Raw genomic sequence first — 19164 nt, 5'->3', positions numbered from 1 at the left:
TGCCCGGCGTGCAAGTGGCGTTGGCCCAGGTGCTGGCCCGGTCGCCGGCCTAGTCGCCAGCAACCTGACGCGCGTAGTCCTGCGCATCGAACCACCCGCGTGAAGCCTGCACCTGACCGGCATCGTTCAGATCCCATTCTTCCCAGCCGGAAACGCTCAACCGGTTGCCGGTGTCCGCGTCATGGCCGGTGAACGTCCACATAGACAACACATGCGCGCCTGCACTGCGAAAGCCGTCGCGGGTCAATTCAAGGTCAGGCACGGCGGTGTGGAAGCCCTTTGCCATCTCGGCAATTTCATCGCGGCCGGTGCTGATGCCATCGACGTTGATCACAATACTGCCACCCGGGGCGAAGAACGACGCGACCTGCGCCGGATCACCGGAGTTCCAGGCCGCCGTGTATCGCGCCGTCAGGTCGTCTATGTCCATTGGTCCACTCTGCCGCCTGTGTGAAAAACCGGTTCCATTCGCGCCAGTTGCGCGTCGGTCAGATGGCACTTGATCTGATGGCCTATGTCCAGAGTTTTCTGCGGCGGGACCTCTTTTTCACACAACCGGCCCGGAACCTGATCCTTTCAGCGGCAGCGGGTCTGGAACGGGCAGCCGGTGGGTAGATTTATTGCCGAAGGCGCGCTGCCGTCCAGCAGGATCCGGCGTTTTTTGACGTGCGGATCGGCGGCTGGCACCGCGCTTAGCAGCGCCTCGATATAGGGGTGGTAGGGGGGTGCAAAAATCTGATCGGTGCTGCCGGATTCGACCATGTGGCCAAGGTACAGAACCATCACCTGGTCAGAAAACTGCCGAACGCACGACAGATCCTGACTTATGAACAGCAGCGCCAGCTTTTCGGCCCGTAGAATCTCGATCAGCAGGTCGATGATGGCGGTCTGATTTGCGGGGTCGAGCGCCGCAACCGGTTCTTCCGCCACCAGAATCCGCGCCCCGCCCGAGATTGCGCGCGCGATGCTGACGCGCTGTGCCTGCGCGGCGTTCAACTGGTCCGGCAGCAGGCCGGCAACCGTATCGGGCAGGTTGACGCGGTTCAGCAGCTCCAGCATCCGATGGCGGCGGTCTGCGCAGCTGTTGCCATGGCCAAGGACCTCTAGCGCACGGATGATCTGTCGGCCAACGGGTATCGACGGGTTCAGCGTGTCGAACGGGTTTTGAAATATCATCTGGATCGCGCTGACCGTCTGGACGTTGCGCTTTGCGATCGGGGTGTTCTCGATGTTCAGATCATCCAGCAGAATTTGCCCGTCGGTCGCCGCCTCTAGCCCCGTCAGGACGCGGGCAAGGGCGGATGCGCCGCTGCCCGATTCCCCCACGATGGCCAGGGTTTCTGAGGCGCGGAGTTCAAAGCTCAGCGCCTCAATGGCCCTTACGCTTCTTCTTTTGGTGCCAGACCCGGCATTTTCCGTGGCCTTCTGGTCGGCGCTGAGGGTTTCCACCTTCAGGATGACATTGCCCGGGGGGATGATTGGATAGTCTGATCTGTGGAGAGGCGCGCTGACCTGCCGCGTACCGGTCGCGCGGTGGGGCGAAACTGCGCCTGCGTTTGGGCCTGCTGCGCCCGCCCGGCAATGTCGCCGGTCTGGCCTGTACCGGCCGTTTCGCCTGCGCGCATCACGCAGATCCGGTCACAGGTTTCCCGCACCAGATCAGGGTTGCGCGAAATGAACAGGATCGCGGTGCCGGATTTCTGGGCACGGGCCTTCACCAGGTCGATCACCCCGGCTGCGACCGTCGCGTCGAGCGTGGCTGTCGGGTCGTCGAGGATCAGCAGGCCGGGCCTGGACATCAGCGCCATGGCAATCGCGACGCGCAGTTGTTGCCCCAAATCCAGCTGATCCGGATAGGCGTTCAGGATGCCTTCCGGGTCGGGCAAGTTCACATCCGCCACAGCATCCAGCGCGCGCGCGGGCATTCATTCTGGCCGGGCTTCCTGGCGCAGCGCTTCGGCAATCAGGTTGAGGCCGAGAACGAAGCTCAACAATGCCAGGGCCGGTGGCAGCGCGAGGTGGGGAAATTCGCCAAGCGATTTGTACCCCTCGCCGATGGACGTTCCCCAGTCGGGGCTGTCCGGGCCAAGGCCCAGACCAAGCACGCCAAGGGCGCCAAGCAGGATCGTGGCATGGCCGGTGCGCGCGAAGAAATCGGCGATCAGCGGGCCGCGGGCATTTGGCAAAACCTCCCACAGCACGATGTACCAGCGGGTTTCGCCGCGCATCCGGGCTGCGGTCACGAAAGCACGGGGCGCGGTGCACTGTGCCAGCCCGCGCATATGGCCGAACACGGCGGGCGCGATGACGATGACGATTGAGGCGAAGATCAGCAGCGGGTGACCGGGGATGTCGAGCGGGTCAACGGCAGATGGCAGAATGCGGATCGCTGTGCCGGGCTGTGAAATCAGCGACAGACAGGCCCAGATGCCGATCAGCAGGATCACACCGACGACCACGCTGCGCCTGTGCGGTTGTGTGCGTAGCCGCGTGTTGAACAGCGCTGTCAGCAAGAAGATCGGAAAGGCGAACAGCACCATTGCCAGATAATTGGGGATGCCGGTCGCCGCGACCTCGGGCGTGACCAGAAGGAAGAACAGCAGGATCGCCGGAAACGCCAGAAAAAGGTTTGAGACGAAAGTCAGGACTGTATCGACCCTTCCGCCGAGGTATCCGGCGGGCAGGCCCAGCGTGATACCGACGGTAAAGGCAACGAGGGGGGCGAGGGGGGCGATCCGCAATACCTCAAGCGCGCCGGTGACCATGCGCAAAAAGACATCGCGCGCCATGGCATCTGCGCCAAGCAGGTGGTGGGGATAGATGCCATCGGCCAGCGGAGTGCCCACTGGGCTGCCGGGGGGTACTGGGATCATGGCCGACATCTGCGCCAGCGGGTTGTGGGTGGCGATCATGCCCATGGCAACGAAGATGCCGGTAAAGGCCCAGAACATCACCAGTGCAAGGCCGATCATTCCGCCGTTTGAGGTGAACAGAGTGCCATAAAGGCCCAATCGGCCCTTCCAGCGGATCGAGGCTGCAAAAAGCACCACCAGCGCGATCCAGACCGGCAGCAAACGGCGCGACACCCCGCCGATGATCCCGGCATTCAGGTTCAGAACAGCTCCGCCGACGATGAAGATCAGGGTCAGCGCGATCAGCGCGCGAAACGTCCATTTTGCGGCGGTTCCGACATGTACCGTAAAACCGCGTCCGGTGCTGAAGGTCCCATGCTGGTCGGCAGGCGTGGCCACGTCTGTGGCAAATATCGACATCACCGCGCGCAGAATGTGTGCAGCAAGCGTTGCCAAAGCGAGTGCCAGAAACGGCCAGTTCAGGAAGCCCAATGCGCCAGTCCAGCTGAGGTGTTCCACGACGCCCCCCATTACGCCAGCCGGATGCGAGGGTTCGCGATCATGGCCCCGACGTCGGATATCAGGCGCGCGATCAGAACCACCATCACCGCCACGGTTGCACAGCCCAGCAGCAACTCAATGTCATTGCTACGGGCCGCCTGCACCAGCGTCCAGCCGAGGCCCCTGTAATCGAACAAGGTCTCGACGATTACCACACCGCTCAGCAGCCAGGGAAAGTACTGCATAATCGACGTGATCGGTGCGATCAGCGCGTTTCTGAGCGCGTGTTTGAAGACGATTGTCCCAAAGCCGATGCCTTTAAGGCGCGCTGTGCGGATGTATTGGGTCGCCATAACCTCGGCCATGCTGGCCCTTGTCATCTGTGCGAAACGGCCCAGACCAAAGAACGCGATGCAAAAGGCTGGCAGCGCGACACGGGGCAGGGCGGCGCCCTCGGCAATGTTGGCCGCGCTGGACCAGGACCACGGCAGTCCCAGGGTGGAGGCGGTGAGCAGGGTGATCAGGATCGCGCCGGAAACAAATTCCGGCGTTGCGGCAGACAGGGTGGAAAGCGCTGACATCGAACGATCCGGGCCGGACCCTTGGCGAAGGCCAGTTAACACACCGAGCGTCAGCGCCGCAGGAACCATCAGGATCAGCGCCCACAACAGCAGTTTGCCGCTCTGCCACAGGCGCGCGGCCATAACGTCACCAACTTTTGCTTCAAAAACAGTGCTGTAGCCCCAGTTGCCCTGAAGAACACCGCAATAGTCCGGGGCGTCGTCGGGGTGCACACCGGCATCAATGCAGCGCCCGATCGTTTTGCCGCCATCCACAGGGCCACGAAATCCCGGCAGCAGGCCAAGCCATTCGCCGTAATTGCGGATCAGCCGCACATTGATCCCGGTGTCGAGCAGTGCGTCTTTTTCGGCCTGGCTGAGGTCATCGCTGTCAAGGGCGTCCAGCACATCGGGGTGTAGCGGTGCGCGATATCCACGATCGCTAAGCCAGATTGCGACCTGATGAGGCTCCATCCCCGGATCGCCATGGGACCGGGCCAGTTTTTCCAGGTTTGGATTGAGGTTGGTCAGACAAAACACGAATGCCGTCAGGCAGATCACCATCAGGATCATCACCCCCAGCCGTCGCAGGATGAACCGCCCCATTCCTAGCCCCCGAAGTTCCACTGGCGACAGCCTATCCGACCCCGGTACGACGGGCCATCGCTTGCCGGGACCGGACCGGCGAATGGGCGCCTGCCGTCACGGGCGATCAGATTGCAGGCCAATCAGGCCGTTTTGGCCATCTTGTAGTAATGGAATTCGTTCGAGGGGTGCTTTTCGACGCCGATCAAACCCGCGACGTGGTGATTATAGAGCGCGCGCCAATAGGGCTGAATGATGACGCCCTCATCACGCATGATCTGTTCGATTTTAGCCATGACCGCACGCCGGGTATCCGCGTCAGCGATGGAGTTTGCCTCGGCAACCAAAGCATCGAATTCGGGGTTTTCAAAGGCCGACTCGTTCCAGGCCTGGCCCGAGGTATAGGCCAGCATCAGGATCTGAACGTCCAGCGGGCGGTGGTTCCAATCTGTTGCGCTCAGCGGGTATTTGGTCCACTCGCTCCAAAAGATCGAACCGGGCAGGATGGTTCGCTTGACCGGGATACCGGCATCGCGCAGCTGGGCCGCGATCGCATCCCCGGTGTTGCGCTGCCAATCGTCATCTATCGTGATCAACTCATGCTCATAACCGCCCATTCCGGCGGCTTCCATCTGCGCTTTGGCAGCAGCGGGATCGACCTGCGGCAGGCCGATGTCTGTATAGGCGGGATGGATCGGGCAGACGTGATGGTTTTCCGCGACGATTCCGCGATCTGAATAGCCAAGCTCCAGGCAGATTTTGTTATCAACGGCCAGCGCAAGCGCGCGCCGCACGGCCACGTCGCCGTAAGGGGTCTTGCCGTCAACCTGGGCCTTCTGGTTGGCGCGCATGACAATCGTTGCGGCGGTCACCGCTGCCTCGGTCCGGACCCAGCCGAGCGCATCCATGACGTCGACAAAATCACCGACGGAATCGTACAGCAGATCAACCTCATCCGCCTTGGCGGCGGCAACCCAGCTTGACGGGTCGGTGCCATAGTCAAGCAGTTCGATACGGTCGAGGAACGGGCCGCCGTAAACCTCGGTCCCCCACCAGATGTGGTCAGGCACACGTTCAAGAATGCACCTGCTGCCCACTTCCATTTCAACGACCCTGTAGGGGCCGGTTCCCACCCATTCGGTCAGCGGCGATGCGGCGTCAAAGTCCTTATGCGTCATAGCTGCGGGATAGTCCGACATATCTGCGATCAGCGCGATATTGGGCGCCGAGAACGAGACCTGGACCGTGTGGCTGTCGATCACCGTCACCGCCCCGTCGCGGGCCTTGCCGGTCGTCTGGTCAATGATACCGGGCAGGCGACTGGCCATCGAGTTTGTTGCGATCGTGCTATCGGCCCAGCCGGTGATGTTTCGCGCGACATCTTCGGCGGTGAAATCGTCGCCGTTGTGCCATTTGACACCCTCGCGGACATGCAGCCTGTATTCGGTTGCATCCTCATTCGCGTCCCATCCGGTCAGCAGCATGCCGCGGAAGGTCCCGTCGCCGTTATATTCAACCAGATAATCCAACGTGCCGCGCATCTGGTTGCCGACCTCGCTCCAATCGGCCGAGCGTGGGTCCCGCTGCGGTTTCACAAGGGTTTCGATGCGCAGTGTTCCGCCTGTTTTTGCGTGTGTGGCGGCCTGAACCGTCGCCTTGAGCCCGATAAGCCCGTAGGCGACCGGGGCACTAACACCCAGCGCGGTGGCGCGGGTCAGAAATTCGCGCCGGCTGAGCGTTCCGTCCCGGGCTTCGCTTGCATACATCTGGACCGCCGCGTGAACCGGCTGTGCGTTGATTGACCTTTGGTTCATGCGTCGGGTCCTCCCTGTCAGACTGTGGTCTCGCTTATCCGCGCTGCGCAAGCTTCGACATGGGGCGCGCCGCCAACCGGGTGACCCCCGTGTCATCCTGGTCATGCAGTGCAACGCCATTCCCGCATTTTCAGCGGCATGACGTCAACGGGTGCGACGGCATTTCAAAGTCAAAACAACGGCATCAGACGATGCGCTGGTACGGCATTTCCTTGGCAGATATTTTGCCGGGTGAGTTGCCGTCAACACGAAATTAAGTCTCGGAAGGGGGATTGTGGATCTGTGGCGTGCTTTGTGCCGTGCCAGAGGTTTCCGGTATCACGAAAAGCGCTCAGACCCGAAGATGTTCGATAAGCGAGGTGATCAGTGTCAGCCGCAGCTGACAGCGCGTCAGGGGTTCTTGCGGAACGATGACGGGGTGCGGCCTGTCTGGGCCTGGAAGGCACGGCTGAAATAGGCGGCTGATGAAAACCCAAGTGCGGAGGCCACTTCCTTGATCGGCAAACGTGTTTCCGACAGCAGGCGGCGCGCTTCATAGTGGCGGCGATCCTGAAGCAGTTGCAGCGCCGGGCGGCCACAGGCGACGTTGCAGGCGCGCGTCAGATGGGTCGGCGTTACGTTCAGCATTGCGGCGTATTCGGCAACACCCTGATCGGTGCGGAAATGTTCCTCGATCAGGTTGGTATAAGCCGCCGCCAGGCGATCCGCGCTGGTGCCAGAGCGTTCGTCGCGCGCGTTGCCCTCTTCCAGCTGCCGCTGCAACCAGACCGAGAACAGGCCCGTCAGATGTTCGAGTGCGCGTTCGGATCCGGCGCGTCCAGCGTCCAATTCGCGCTGCATATTGTCGATCTGGGCGTTTACTTCGGCCTGCAATCCCGCATCAAGCAGACGCAGGTGCAGCGGCGCATCGGGAAGGTCGACGTTCGGCATGTCGCGCGGCAGGAACAGCGCGGTGCCATAGACCTGTCCGACCATATCAAAGCCGTGCATCACCTTGGGCGGGATATAGACCAGATTATGCGGGCCATAGCCGCGCGTCTGTCCGGCGACCGTGATCCGACCCTTGCCGCGCGTGAACCACAACAGAACGGGCGCCGAGTATCCACGCATGGCTTCGACCCGCCACCGCCCACCCTGCGCAAGCAGAGCAATCGGGACAATGCGGAACGGCGTTGAGGGTCCGGTTGTCGGTGTCATGTATTCCAGGCAGCAGATTCGGCAGTCATTAGCAGTGCCTTGCAGGCTAGGGACGGGGTGTGCGCATTCCCAGCGGTTTCGTGTTGAACTGTGACATCTGAGTGAAAAGTGTTGCGCTTGGGTCTCAGCCGTTGGCGGATTCAGGCTGTCGACTCAGCGTCCAGTTGTTTCCAGCCCGACATCCGGGCGCGAAACCAGGTGCGTTGCCGCTTGGCGTATTGCCGGCTGAGAATCACTGCGCGTTCGCGCGCCGCGTCCAGTGTCATTTGCCCGTTGAGGTAGGCGACCAGCTCTGCCGCGCCGATGGCGCGGGACGAAGGCCGGTTCGGGACCCAGGTCGGAAGCTGTGCGCGCACTTCTTCAAGGGCGCCGGATTTCAGCATGATGTCAAAGCGTTGCTCGATCCGTGGGGTCAACCATTCTGGCGCGGCGTTCAGCACGATCGGCTGCACCTGTTGAAGTGGCAGCAAGGGGGGCGGCGTTGCTGCCTGCCAATCGGTCAGGCCACGCCCGGTGGTTTCCAACACTTCCCATGCACGGCGAATTCGGGCCGGGTTGGCCGTGTCGATGCGCGCGGCGGTGGCGGCATCCAATGCGGCCAACAACTGGGCCGGATCGGCTGCATCGGCGCGGGCGCGGACATCGGCAGGGGTCTCCGGAATCTCGGCCAGACCCTCGGTCAGGGCGGTGAAGTTCAGCCCGGTGCCGCCAACGATGATGGGGCGCGCGCCGCCCAGCAGGGGCGCGATATCGCGCAGCCAATGGCCGACACTATAATGATAATGCACCTTGTTCGACACATGCCCGTAGAGGGCGTGGGGAAATGCGGCCTCATCCGCTGCAGACGGGCGCGCGGTCAGCACCCGCCAGCCCGAAAACACCTGCAATGCGTCGGCATTAATGATCACGCCGCCCTGTTCGGCCACCGCCATCGCCAGCGCGGATTTCCCGCTGGCGGTAGGTCCGGCGATCAGCACCGGGCGTTCGGCATCCAGACTGGCGATTAGCTGCTTCAAATCCTGTGTTCCCGATTGAACCTGACTGCGATTTGCGACAGTTTGCGCGGCAATGACAACCGGGCTGGGGCGCTGACACATGAATGACGTTGCAAATCAGACCCAAACACCTGCCGGATCAGCCACTTACGAACGCGTGCTGCTGAAAATCTCGGGCGAGGCGCTGATGGGCGACCAAGGTTATGGCCTGCATCCGCCGACAGTCGCACGCATCGCGCAGGAGGTTAAATCCGTCCACGACATGGGCGTCGAGATCTGCATGGTAATCGGCGGCGGCAATATCTTTCGCGGGCTGCAAGGCAGCGCGCAGGGGATGGAGCGGACGACAGCGGATTACATGGGCATGCTGGCCACGGTGATGAATGCTCTGGCGATGCAATCGGCCCTGGAAGAGCTGGAAATCCACACCCGCGTCATCAGCGCCATCCGCATGGACGAGGTCGCGGAACCCTATATCCGCCGCCGCGCCGTGCGCCATCTTGAGAAAAAGCGCGTCTGCATCTTTGCGGCGGGCACCGGGAACCCTTATTTCACGACCGACACGGCGGCGACGCTGCGGGCCTCGGAAATGTCGTGCCAGGCGATCTTCAAAGGTACGAAGGTTGACGGTGTCTATGACAAGGATCCCGAAAAACACGATGACGCCAAACGGTACGAGCGCATCAGCTATGACGACGTTCTGGCCAAACGCCTGGGCGTGATGGACGCCAGTGCGATTGCTTTGGCGCGCGACAACAACCTGCCGATCATCGTGTTTTCGCTGGATGAACCCGGCGGGTTCCGCGGCATTCTTGCGGGCGAGGGGACATCCACGACTGTGGGCGGCTGAACCGGGCCGCCGTGCCGAGCATCACACCTGTACAAACGGGTGCTTGAAGCGCTAAGAAGAACCACAACATCTAGGGTTGACGTTACGACAATGAGTGAAGATTTCGAACTTGATACCGACGATCTGAACCGGCGCATGGACGGCGCGATGACCGCGCTCAGGTCTGAATTTTCGTCGCTGCGCACCGGGCGCGCCTCTGCCTCGATGGTGGATTCGGTGGTGGTCGATGCCTATGACACGCCAACACCGATCAATCAGGTCGGCACGATCAACGTGCCCGAACCGCGCATGGTGACAGTGAATGTCTGGGATAAAAGCCTGATTGGCAAAGTCGAAAAAGCCATTCGTGACAGCGGTTTGGGAATCAATCCGGTGGTCGATGGCACAACCATCCGACTGCCGATCCCAGAGCTGAACGAAGAACGTCGGCGCGATCTTTCCAAGGTCGCAGGCACCTACGCCGAAAACGCGCGCATCGCGATCCGCAACGTCCGGCGCGACGGCATGGATCAGCTGAAGAAGGCGAAGAACGACGGCATGGGCGAGGACGATCACAAGATCTGGGCGGACGAGGTTCAGGACATGACCGACAAGGCCATTGCCGCGATCGACGCAGCGCTGGAGCAAAAACAAGAAGAGATCATGCAGGTCTGAGCAGGGCTGCGGGTTGATCTGCGCGGGGTGCGAACCGCGTGCAGCCAGGAAGGGACAATGAACATGGACACCGCGGTGCCCAAAGGCCCCGGCCACGTGGCTGTGATCATGGACGGCAACGGTCGCTGGGCGCAAAAGCGCGGTCGCCCGCGGCTGTTTGGCCATCAGGCCGGTGCGCGCCGTGTGCGCGAAATCGTCGCCGCCTGTCCCGAACTTGGCGTGAAATATCTGACCATTTTTGCCTTCTCGACCGAGAACTGGAAACGCACCCAGGCCGAGGTTTCCGGCCTGATGAGCCTGTTTCGCCGCTATATCGAGCGTGAAGCGCGCACGTTGTTCGAACGTGGCATTCGCGTGCGCTTTATCGGTGATCGCATGAAGCTGGATGAAAAGCTGGTTCGCCTGATGGATGAGCTTGAGCTGCTGACCGCTGACAATGATCTGGTGCATCTGACCGTGGCGTTGAATTATGGTGGCCGGGACGAGGTGGCGCGCGCCACAAAACGCCTTGCGCGCGAGGTTGCGGCGGGCCGGATCGATGCCGAGGCCGTGGACGCCGAAACGCTGGCGCGGTTCCTTGACACCTATGTTTTGCCAGACCCGGATCTGGTGATCCGCACGTCGGGCGAAGCCCGGATTTCAAATTTCCTGCTCTGGCAGTCCGCCTATTCGGAATACGAATTCATTGACACACTCTGGCCGGATTTTACCGCTGCCGAATTTGCAAAGCTTATCGCGGCGTATCAGCAACGAGAGCGCAGGTTCGGGGCCGTCGTGTCGTGAGTGCCGGGGCAAATTGGTCGGATCTGCCCAAGCGCATCGGGGTCGGCGTTATCGTGGCAGGCGTCACCTTTGCGGTGATGTGGATGGGTGGATGGCTGTTCGTCGGACTGGTGGCACTGATCTGCGCCGTTTTGATCTGGGAATTGGTGTCGATGGTCGAAAGCAGCTCGAACGCGGTGCCGCTTGCGGCGCTTGCGGCCTTGATCCTGCTGATCGCGGCGTTTGTGTCGCCGCCATATTCGCTTGCGCTTCTGGCGGTGCCGTCACTGGCGGGGCTGCTACGGCTGCGCGCCAATCAGGTGTTGTTCGCAATCTTTGCGGTTTTGATCATGATCTCGGGCTACGGATTGCTTGAAATCCGAACCGAATTGGGGCTGCAGTTCCTGGTCTGGCTGGCGCTGGTGGTGATTGCGACCGATGTCATGGGATATTTCGTCGGACGCACGGTTGGCGGCCCGAAATTCTGGCCGGCGGTCAGCCCCAACAAGACCTGGTCTGGCACGATTGGCGGCTGGGTGGGGGCAATGGCCATTGGCGCATTCTACATGTTCTGGGCCGGTTGGGGCCCATTTGTACTGGTGGCAGGTCTTCTGACCTCGGTTGCCAGTCAGTTTGGGGACATCGCGGAAAGTGCTGTGAAACGACGGATGGGCGTCAAGGACAGTTCGAACCTGTTGCCGGGACACGGGGGCGTGTTTGACCGTTTCGATGGTGTCCTCGGGGCGTCGCTTTTCGTCATTGTCGCATCGGCGGTTTCGGATTTCGCCCCGCTGATGGCCGGGTAAGGCCAAATCGGCATGCGACGAATCTCGGTTTTTGGGGCGACCGGTTCGGTTGGGGCCAGCACGCTGGACCTGATCCGCCGGGATCGCGACGCCTATCACATCGTGGCCTTGACGGGCGGGCGCAATGTCGCCGCGCTGGCCGAACTGGCGCGCGAGTTTCGCCCGGAACTGGCCGTGATTGCCGATGCAGTTCTGCTGGGCGAATTGCGCGATGCACTGGGCGGGGCCGGGGTAGAGGTTGCCGCAGGCCGCGCGGCGATTGTCGAATCTGCAACCCGTCCGGTCGATTGGGCAATGTCGGCAATTGTTGGCGCAGCCGGGTTGGAGCCGGGCCTGCGAGTGTTGGAGCAAGGCGCGACGCTGGCGCTGGCCAACAAGGAAACGCTGGTTGCCGCCGGGCCGCTGGTGATAGCGGCGGCGCGCGAACATGGTGCCACGATCCTGCCGGTCGACAGCGAACACTCTGCCGTGTTCCAGGCGCTGCGCGGTGAAGAACCCGCCTCGATCGAGCGGGTAATCATCACCGCGTCGGGCGGGGCGTTTCGCGATTGGCCGGTCGAGCGTTTGGCAGAGGCCACTGTGGCCGATGCCTCGACCCATCCGAATTGGGATATGGGACAGCGGATCACAATCGACAGCGCCAGCATGTTCAACAAGGCGCTAGAAGTGATCGAAACGCGGGAATTCTTTGGCATTGATCCGGGCCGGATCGAAGTGCTGGTGCACCCGGAATCGCTGGTCCATGCGCTGGTCGGATTTTCCGATGGGGCGCTGATGGCCCATGTTGGCCCGCCGGACATGCGCCACGCCATCGGGCATGCGCTGCATTGGCCAGACCGGCGTGCCGTGCCCGTCGAACGGCTGGATCTGGCCGCCATCGGATCGCTGAGTTTCCGGGCAGCCGACGAAGCGCGCTGGCCTGCGCTGCGATTGGCGCGCGAGGTTATGGCAGCAGGCGGCGGGGCAGGGGCGGTGTTCAACGCGGCCAAGGAACAGGCGCTGGACGGGTTCATCAGCGGGCGGATCGGGTTTGTCGATATGGCAGGTGTCGTAGAACAGGTTCTCGAAAATTTGCACAAGGTTGGCGGGGCGGTGTCACCGCTTGGCCTTGAGGATGTCTTGATGTTAGATCAACGTGCCCGACAAGAGGCACAGCGCCTGATCGGCGCATCAGAGCGGTAAGGGGTTTTCGTTGGATATTGTTGGACTGATCCCGTCATTCGGGGGTGTTATCTGGACGCTGGGCGCATTTGTTCTGGCGTTGCTGATCATCGTCGCCGTGCATGAATATGGCCACTATATCGTCGGTCGCTGGACCGGCATCCATGCCGAGGTCTTCAGCCTGGGGTTCGGCCCCGTGTTATGGTCGGGGTTCGACAAACACGGAACCCGCTGGCAGATCGCGGCGCTGCCATTGGGTGGCTATGTGCGATTTCTGGGGGATGCCGACGCCGCATCCGGCAAGGATGGCGAGGCGATCAAGGGGATGAACGCGCGTGACAGGCGCGCCACCATGCACGGCGCGCCACTCTGGGCGCGATCGCTGACCGTGGCGGCGGGACCAGCGTTCAATTTTGCCTTATCTATCATTGTTTTTGCGGCCATTTTGCTGGTCCGCGGCACCGCGTCTGACCCGCTGACCATTGCCGAGGTTCTGCCGCTGCCTGGCCCGGCGCAGGAGTTGCGGGTCGGCGACGAGATCCTGGCCATCAACGGCACGCCGACGCCGGCATTCGAAGAATTCGACAGCTTTGTTGCCGATCTGCCACGGGCAGAAGCGCTGGATTACACTGTGCTGCGCGACGGTGGCGAACAGGTGGTCCAGGCGCCGTTCCCCTATCCGCCGCTGGTATCAGGTCTGACGCCGGATTCGGCGGCTATGGATGCGGGCATGCAGGTCGGGGACGTGATCGTGGCCATTGATGGCACTCCGGTCGTCGCATTTGCGGACCTGCGCGAGATGGTCGGCGCATCTGGTGGCAAACCGCTGTTGCTGGATGTCTGGAACGAAGGCGATCTGCGCAAGGTAACGCTGGTGCCGCGCAGTGCGGACCTTCCGGTCGAGGGCGGCGGTTTTGAAACCCGCTGGCTTATCGGGATCTCGGGCGGGTTGATGTTTGAACCCGCGACTCAGCGGCCGGGCGTGTTTGAGGCGGTCGGCTATGGCGCGGAACGCACTGTTTTTGTTGTGACTTCGTCGATCTCGGGCCTTTACCACATGATTGCGGGGCAAATCTCGTCCTGTAACCTGAGGGGGCCGATTGGCATCGCCCAGACCTCAGGCGCGGCGGCCAGCCAGGGGTGGACCAGTTTCATTTGGTTCATTGCGGTGCTGTCGACCGCCGTGGGCCTGCTGAACCTGTTTCCGATTCCGGTTCTGGACGGCGGACACCTGGTATTTCATGCCTTTGAGGCGGTGACAGGCCGGCCCCCGTCTGACCGCGCGCTGCGCATCCTGATGGGCATCGGACTGACGGCGATCCTGGCGTTGATGGTCTTTGCGCTGTCTAATGATCTGTTCTGCCCCTAAGTATCCAGAACGTCACGATTTTTTCGGCGATCCCAAAGCAGTATGACCACGGCCGCACCGGTACATGACCGGCGTGTCCGCCCTGCGCCCGCGATTGTGTTTAATTGACCGTTAAGCCAACTCCGCGATGCTGCCCGTATCTTGACGCAATCGTGCCTCATTCCGGGGATATCACCCGTTTTGGAACCAATAGAAGCGACGATTGAGGCAACGGGGGCGCAGCGCATCATGCAACGGATCAAATACGGATACCGCGGCTTCTCACTTCTGGTTGGGCTTAACGCTGACCGGCTGATTTTCCTGTCGGCAATCGGCGCTGCGCTGACGGCTGGCGCGTTTCTGGGTTCACTCTGATAGCCCATTGAATTGCGGCGGATATCCGCCGCTTGCCCCCATCTGGACAACACTGATGCAACACCCTTTTCGGAACCGCCGAAAAGGGTGTTGTCGCTTTTGACAGTTGGCAGCTTTCGGGCTAGTCACAAGGTAAGTTTTTTGGGACGTGAATACGGATAGGGGCGAATGACACAAGACCTCGTGAGCAGCATACGGCGCAAAGCAGGCGTCATGACCCTGGTAACCAGACTGGTGATGGCGGCTTTGATTGCCGCACCGATCGCCGGAATGGGCCTTGTTTCCATGGCCGAAGCACAATCCTTCCGATTTTCGACGATCGCCATCGAAGGCAATCAGCGGATCGAGGATGGAACGATCCTCAGCTATGCCAAGCTGCCAAGGAATCAGTCCATCAGTTCCGGTGCCCTGAACGCCGCATATCAGCGTGTGAACAATTCCGGCCTGTTCGAAACGGTCGAATTTATTCCCGGCGGCAATCAGCTGACGATCCGGGTGCAGGAATGGCCGACGGTCAACCGCGTCAACATCGAAGGCAACAAAAAGCTGAAAGATGACTTTCTGCTTGGCCTTCTGCGCACGCAGCCGCGCCGCGTCTATTCGCCAACGATTGCTGAACAGGATGCTGCCCGTCTGACCGAAGCCTATCAGAACAATGGCCGTTTGGCTGTCGTCATCACGCCGCAGATCATCCGCCGCTCGAACAACCGGGTGGACGTGGTATACGCCGTTCAGGAAGGCAACATTGTCGAGAATGAGCGTGTTTCGTTCGTCGGCAACCGCCAGTATTCCGACCGGCGCCTGCGCAGCGTGGTCGATACCAAGCAGGCCGGATTGATTCGCCGCATCATCAAGCGCGACACTTTCATTTCCGAACGGATCGCCTTTGACAAAAGCCTGTTGCGGGATTTCTATCTGGCGCGGGGCTATGTGGATTTCGCGGTCCTGGACGTGACAAGCGAATTGTCGCGTGATCGGGCCGGAACGGTCATCACCTTCCGTGTGCGTGAGGGGCAGCAGTTCCGCTTCGGCGAAACAACGGCTGTGTCGGAAATTCCGGGCGTGAACGCGAATGAGTTCCTGGCCGAATCGCGCGTTAAGACGGGCCGCGTCTATACGCCGACGGCGGTTGCAATCTCGGTCGAGAAGATGGAGCGGCTGGCCCTGCGCAAAGGGCTGCGCTTCGTCCAGATTGAACCGGTGATCATCCGTGACGACCGGAACCTTGCCCTGAACATAGAATATCGCATCACCCGTGGAGAGCGTATCTTTGTTGAGCGGATCGATATCGAAGGCAACCAAACTACGCTGGACCGGGTTATCCGTCGCGAATTCAACACGGTCGAGGGCGATCCCTTCAATCCGCGTGAAATCCGCGAGTCCGCGAACCGGATCCGCGCTCTGAACTTCTTCTCGGTCGCCGAAGTAAACTCTCGCGAAGGGTCTTCGCCCGAGCATGTGATCATCGACGTCGATGTGGAAGAGGCGCCGACAGGGTCGCTGTCCCTTGGTGCCTCCTATAGCGCCGACCAGGGTGCTGCGCTGGCCATCGGTTTCTCGGAACGGAACTTCCTGGGTCGTGGTCAGTTGCTGTCGTTCGACCTGCAAACCGGCACCGACAACAAGAAGCTCGACTTTAAATTTGCCGAGCCATACTTCCTGGGTCGTGACCTGCGGTTTGGCGTCGACGCCTATTATCGCTCAACCGACAACGACAACGCGTCGTTCGATACGGAATCGATCGGGTTCTCGCCCAGTGTGGCATTCCCTGTCTCGGACAATGGTCGTCTGGCGCTGCGCTATGAAATCTCGCAGTTGGAACTGTCGGACGTAGATCCGGCCAGTTCGTCGATGATCCTGCAGGGTGAAGTCGGGAAAGAGATTACCAGCGCGCTTGGCTATACCTACAGCTGGGATACACGGCGCACAGGGATCGACCCGAACACCGGATATCTGCTGCGCTTTAGCCAGGATCTGGCCGGGCTTGGCGGCGATGCCAAATACATCAAGACGACTGCTTTGGCCAAAGCGCAGACCCGCGTCTGGAACGAGGAGATCAAGGTCAGCGCCACCATTGAAGGCGGGGCGATCATGGGCTACGACGGCTATGAAACCCGGATCACCGACCGGTTCCGCATGGGCAGCTCGGTCATGCGCGGGTTCGAGGCGAACGGTATCGGCCCGCGCGATCTGGATGCGCCGAACATGGATGCATTGGGCGGCAACTACTTCGCGGTTGCCCGGTTCGAGGCTGAATTCCCAATCGGCGTGCCCGAAGAATACGGCATCACCGGTGGCCTGTTTGCCGATGTCGGTACTGTCTGGTCGCTCGACGATACGGCGGGCGACATCGACGGTAGCGGCGGCGGCAGCGGACCTCCGGGCGACCCAGTCGACGACGGTGCGAACTTGCGCGCAACTGTTGGTGTAGCGCTGCACTGGAAAACGCCGATTGGCCCGCTTCGGTTCAACTTCACCAAGGCCGTGGTCAAGGAAGACTATGACGTTGAGCGTGACTTCGACCTGACAATCTCGACCCAGTTCTGAGGTCTGCGCGGTGATGCGCGCAGCCCTGGCAGCGGCGATTGCCCTGACACTTCTTGCGCCCGTGGCCCAACCGGCCCGGGCGCAAACCGTTTCGCCCGCCATCGCGACCGTCGATCAGGATCGTCTGTTCAACGATTCAATGTTTGGTCAGCGGGTCCAGCGCGATCACGAAGCGCGTGTTCAGGCGCTGAGCCGGGAAAACCGCCAGATCGAGGCGGCGCTGATTGAAGAGGAACAGGCGCTGACCGATCAGCGCAGTAACCTTCCGCCCGAAGACTTCCGCGCATTGGCCGACGCCTTCGATGACAAGGTTCAACGGATTCGGGCCGAACAGGACTCTAAGGCAAACACGCTCGGGCAATTGCTGGATGGTGACCGGCAGGCATTTCTGCGCCTGACCGGGCCGGTGCTTCGGGCGCTGGTCATCGAACGCGGCGCTGTGGCCCTGCTGGACCAGCGTGTGGTGATCCTGGCCGCTGAAAGCATCGATATTACAGCCGACGCAATTGCGCGGATCGACAGCAGTATTGGTGACGGAACGGACCAAAATCGCGCGCAGCCAGATGACAGCCCCAACACCGGCCCCAACACCAGCCCGGGTGTGCAGCCAGAACCGCGGCCAGATACCGACGACGGCGAAGACGCCGCAAATGAAACGGATGCGTCGGCGCCTTCAACAGACATCGATGGGGCATCCACCCCGGCCGAGCCACAGCCAACCCAGCCCACGGAATGATCGCAGTGTTGCGCTGTGTTACGACCTGCCGCCAAGGCAACTTGTCTGCCAATCGGCCAGTTGTTACAGCGGGTCAGGCATGTCGTAGGAAAATCCGCACCCGCAGGTGACGCCCAGCCGCTGCCGCGACCCGGCGCACCGCCCGAATTCAGAATTAAGGAGCCGCACCATGACCGACGACATCGCGCCGCAAAGCGCCGATATTCAGATTATCCAGCGAATCATTCCGCACCGGTATCCGTTTCTGCTGATCGACCGGGTCGTGGATATTGTCGGCACCGACAGCGCGACAGGCATTAAGAACGTGACCTATAATGAGCCCCATTTTCAGGGCCATTTTCCGGGCACGCCGATCATGCCGGGTGTGACGATTATCGAAGCAATGGCCCAGACCGCCGCCGTGATGGTTGGCGTGACCGAGCAATTGCAGGACACCAACATGCTGATCTATTTCATGGCCATCGACAGTTGCAAATTCCGCCGCAAGGTCGTGCCGGGCGATCAGCTGAAACTTCATATCAAGACTCTGCGCGGTGGCGGCAAGATCTGGAAGATCGAAGGTCGTGGCGAGGTAGACGGCGAACTCGCCGCACAGGCGCAATTCATGGCGATGATGGACCTGCCGAAAAAATGAGTGCGACACAAATTCACCCGGCTGCCATCGTCGAAGATGGTGCGGAACTGGGCGTTGGCGTCACTGTCGGCCCCTTCGCGGTCATCGGTCCCAAGGTGCGCCTTGGCGACGGTGTGACCATCAAAAGCCACGCGGTGGTAACCGGCATGACCGAGGTCGGGACCGACAGCGTGATCTTCCCTTTCGCCTCGGTCGGGGAAGTGCCGCAGGACGAGAAATTCGGTGGCGAGGAAACGCGCCTGGTCATCGGCGCGCGCAACCGCATCCGTGAAGGTGTGACGCTGAATACCGGCACCGCCGGGGGCGGCGGTGTGACCCGGATCGGCGATGATGGGCTGTTCATGGCGGGCGCGCATGTGGCCCATGATTGCCAGGTTGGGGACAGGGTGATCCTTGTGAACAACGCCGGGTTGGCGGGCCACTGTATCGCCGAGGATGACGTAATCGTCGGGGCCTATTCCGCAACGCATCAGTTTGTCCGCCTGGGACAAGGCGCGATCATCGGGGCGGTGACCTTCGTCACCCGCGATGTGATTCCCTATGGTCTGGTGCAGGGTCCGCGTGGAGAACTGGACGGCCTAAACCTGGTCGGGCTGAAACGCCGCGGCGTTCCGCGCGACGACATTACGGCGCTCAGGGCGGCGTATCAGGCACTCGCACAGGGCGATGGGGCATTTCAGGATCGCGCCCGACGATTGGGCGAGGAAACCGACAGCGACTATGTCCGCACCATTACCGAGTTTGTCTGCGGGGACAGCGACCGCTCGTTCCTGACGCCGGGCTAGGC

At 61.4% G+C, this 19164-nt stretch carries 16 protein-coding genes and 1 pseudogene; 10 read left to right on the top strand and 7 right to left on the bottom strand.

All coding sequences use genetic code 11. The annotated features are described in order from the left end of the window. Positions 1-49: 49 nt before the first annotated feature. The 7 genes and pseudogenes from GKR99_19750 to miaA all read right to left on the bottom strand — a co-directional run bounded on the left by GKR99_19750 (position 50) and on the right by miaA (position 8606). Entirely contained in the window at positions 50-430 is a 381-nt protein-coding gene (locus tag GKR99_19750; protein ID NKB29664.1) for an SgcJ/EcaC family oxidoreductase, read from the bottom strand. Next, positions 421-1925 (bottom strand): annotated as a pseudogene (locus GKR99_19745) (ATP-binding cassette domain-containing protein). The gene GKR99_19750 and the pseudogene GKR99_19745 overlap by 10 nt, the downstream one beginning before the upstream one ends. Then, entirely contained in the window at positions 1926-3371 is a 1446-nt protein-coding gene (locus tag GKR99_19740) for an ABC transporter permease subunit (protein ID NKB29663.1), read from the bottom strand. A gap of 11 nt (positions 3372-3382) precedes the next feature. Then, on the bottom strand, positions 3383-4519 hold the full coding sequence (locus GKR99_19735) for an ABC transporter permease subunit (GenBank protein ID NKB29662.1): 1137 nt from the start codon (positions 4517-4519) through the stop codon (positions 3383-3385). Positions 4520-4641: 122 nt separating this feature from the next. Then, the gene (locus GKR99_19730; GenBank protein NKB29661.1) at positions 4642-6312 is read right to left on the bottom strand and encodes a diguanylate cyclase; all 1671 of its coding nucleotides are present in this window, start codon (positions 6310-6312) and stop codon (positions 4642-4644) included. Positions 6313-6702: 390 nt separating this feature from the next. Then, a complete protein-coding gene (locus GKR99_19725) occupies positions 6703-7509 on the bottom strand; it encodes a helix-turn-helix domain-containing protein (protein ID NKB29660.1) in 807 nt (268 codons plus the stop codon). Positions 7510-7649: 140 nt separating this feature from the next. Next, positions 7650-8606 (bottom strand): tRNA (adenosine(37)-N6)-dimethylallyltransferase MiaA, encoded by a 957-nt coding sequence (miaA, locus tag GKR99_19720; protein ID NKB29659.1) that lies wholly within the window; start codon positions 8604-8606, stop codon positions 7650-7652. On the opposite strand from miaA, the gene GKR99_19715 reads away from it, so the two are divergent. The 10 genes from GKR99_19715 (at position 8605) to lpxA (ending at position 19162) form a co-directional block, all read left to right on the top strand. Then, positions 8605-9354 carry a UMP kinase gene (locus tag GKR99_19715; protein ID NKB29658.1) on the top strand — a complete coding sequence of 250 codons (750 nt, stop codon included), beginning with the start codon at positions 8605-8607 and terminating at the stop codon, positions 9352-9354. The genes miaA and GKR99_19715 overlap by 2 nt on opposite strands. A gap of 90 nt (positions 9355-9444) precedes the next feature. Then, complete coding sequence (locus GKR99_19710) at positions 9445-10008, top strand: ribosome recycling factor (GenBank protein NKB29657.1); 564 nt, start codon at positions 9445-9447, stop codon at positions 10006-10008. A 57-nt stretch (positions 10009-10065) separates the two neighbouring features. Then, on the top strand, positions 10066-10791 hold the full coding sequence (uppS, locus tag GKR99_19705; protein NKB29656.1) for a di-trans,poly-cis-decaprenylcistransferase: 726 nt from the start codon (positions 10066-10068) through the stop codon (positions 10789-10791). Beyond that, positions 10788-11576 (top strand): phosphatidate cytidylyltransferase, encoded by a 789-nt coding sequence (locus GKR99_19700; protein ID NKB29655.1) that lies wholly within the window; start codon positions 10788-10790, stop codon positions 11574-11576. The genes uppS and GKR99_19700 overlap by 4 nt, the downstream gene beginning before the upstream one ends. Positions 11577-11588: 12 nt before the next feature. Next, a complete protein-coding gene (locus GKR99_19695; GenBank protein NKB29654.1) occupies positions 11589-12758 on the top strand; it encodes a 1-deoxy-D-xylulose-5-phosphate reductoisomerase in 1170 nt (389 codons plus the stop codon). Between the two features lie 10 nt (positions 12759-12768). Then, positions 12769-14106 carry an RIP metalloprotease RseP gene (gene rseP / locus GKR99_19690; GenBank protein ID NKB29653.1) on the top strand — a complete coding sequence of 446 codons (1338 nt, stop codon included), beginning with the start codon at positions 12769-12771 and terminating at the stop codon, positions 14104-14106. A gap of 567 nt (positions 14107-14673) precedes the next feature. Next, a complete protein-coding gene (bamA, locus tag GKR99_19685; GenBank protein NKB29652.1) occupies positions 14674-17007 on the top strand; it encodes an outer membrane protein assembly factor BamA in 2334 nt (777 codons plus the stop codon). A 13-nt stretch (positions 17008-17020) separates the two neighbouring features. Continuing rightward, on the top strand, positions 17021-17743 hold the full coding sequence (locus GKR99_19680; GenBank protein NKB29651.1) for an OmpH family outer membrane protein: 723 nt from the start codon (positions 17021-17023) through the stop codon (positions 17741-17743). A 169-nt stretch (positions 17744-17912) separates the two neighbouring features. After that, positions 17913-18377: a 3-hydroxyacyl-ACP dehydratase FabZ gene (gene fabZ / locus GKR99_19675; protein ID NKB29650.1), complete on the top strand. Its 465-nt coding sequence runs from the start codon at positions 17913-17915 to the stop codon at positions 18375-18377. Next, complete coding sequence (gene lpxA, locus GKR99_19670) at positions 18374-19162, top strand: acyl-ACP--UDP-N-acetylglucosamine O-acyltransferase (GenBank protein NKB29649.1); 789 nt, start codon at positions 18374-18376, stop codon at positions 19160-19162. Before fabZ ends, lpxA begins: the two co-directional genes overlap by 4 nt. The last annotated feature ends 2 nt before the right edge of the window (positions 19163-19164 follow it).

The organism is Paracoccaceae bacterium (assembly GCA_012103375.1).
Lineage (GTDB): Bacteria > Pseudomonadota > Alphaproteobacteria > Rhodobacterales > Rhodobacteraceae > WLWX01.
This window is presented reverse-complemented; position numbering and strand designations above follow the sequence as displayed.

Bases quoted from the DNA above. Each gene is read 5' to 3' on its own strand.
- bamA (NKB29652.1), top strand. From the start codon at position 14,674: ATGACCCTGGTAACCAGACTGGTGATGGCGGCTTTGATTGCCGCACCG.
- GKR99_19730 (NKB29661.1), bottom strand. From the start codon at position 6,312: ATGAACCAAAGGTCAATCAACGCACAGCCGGTTCACGCGGCGGTCCAG.
- GKR99_19695 (NKB29654.1), top strand. From the start codon at position 11,589: ATGCGACGAATCTCGGTTTTTGGGGCGACCGGTTCGGTTGGGGCCAGC.
- GKR99_19725 (NKB29660.1), bottom strand. From the start codon at position 7,509: ATGACACCGACAACCGGACCCTCAACGCCGTTCCGCATTGTCCCGATT.
- GKR99_19680 (NKB29651.1), top strand. From the start codon at position 17,021: ATGCGCGCAGCCCTGGCAGCGGCGATTGCCCTGACACTTCTTGCGCCC.
- miaA (NKB29659.1), bottom strand. From the start codon at position 8,606: ATGTGTCAGCGCCCCAGCCCGGTTGTCATTGCCGCGCAAACTGTCGCA.
- uppS (NKB29656.1), top strand. From the start codon at position 10,066: ATGAACATGGACACCGCGGTGCCCAAAGGCCCCGGCCACGTGGCTGTG.
- fabZ (NKB29650.1), top strand. From the start codon at position 17,913: ATGACCGACGACATCGCGCCGCAAAGCGCCGATATTCAGATTATCCAG.
- GKR99_19750 (NKB29664.1), bottom strand. From the start codon at position 430: ATGGACATAGACGACCTGACGGCGCGATACACGGCGGCCTGGAACTCC.
- GKR99_19715 (NKB29658.1), top strand. From the start codon at position 8,605: ATGAATGACGTTGCAAATCAGACCCAAACACCTGCCGGATCAGCCACT.
- lpxA (NKB29649.1), top strand. From the start codon at position 18,374: ATGAGTGCGACACAAATTCACCCGGCTGCCATCGTCGAAGATGGTGCG.
- GKR99_19710 (NKB29657.1), top strand. From the start codon at position 9,445: ATGAGTGAAGATTTCGAACTTGATACCGACGATCTGAACCGGCGCATG.
- GKR99_19735 (NKB29662.1), bottom strand. From the start codon at position 4,519: ATGGGGCGGTTCATCCTGCGACGGCTGGGGGTGATGATCCTGATGGTG.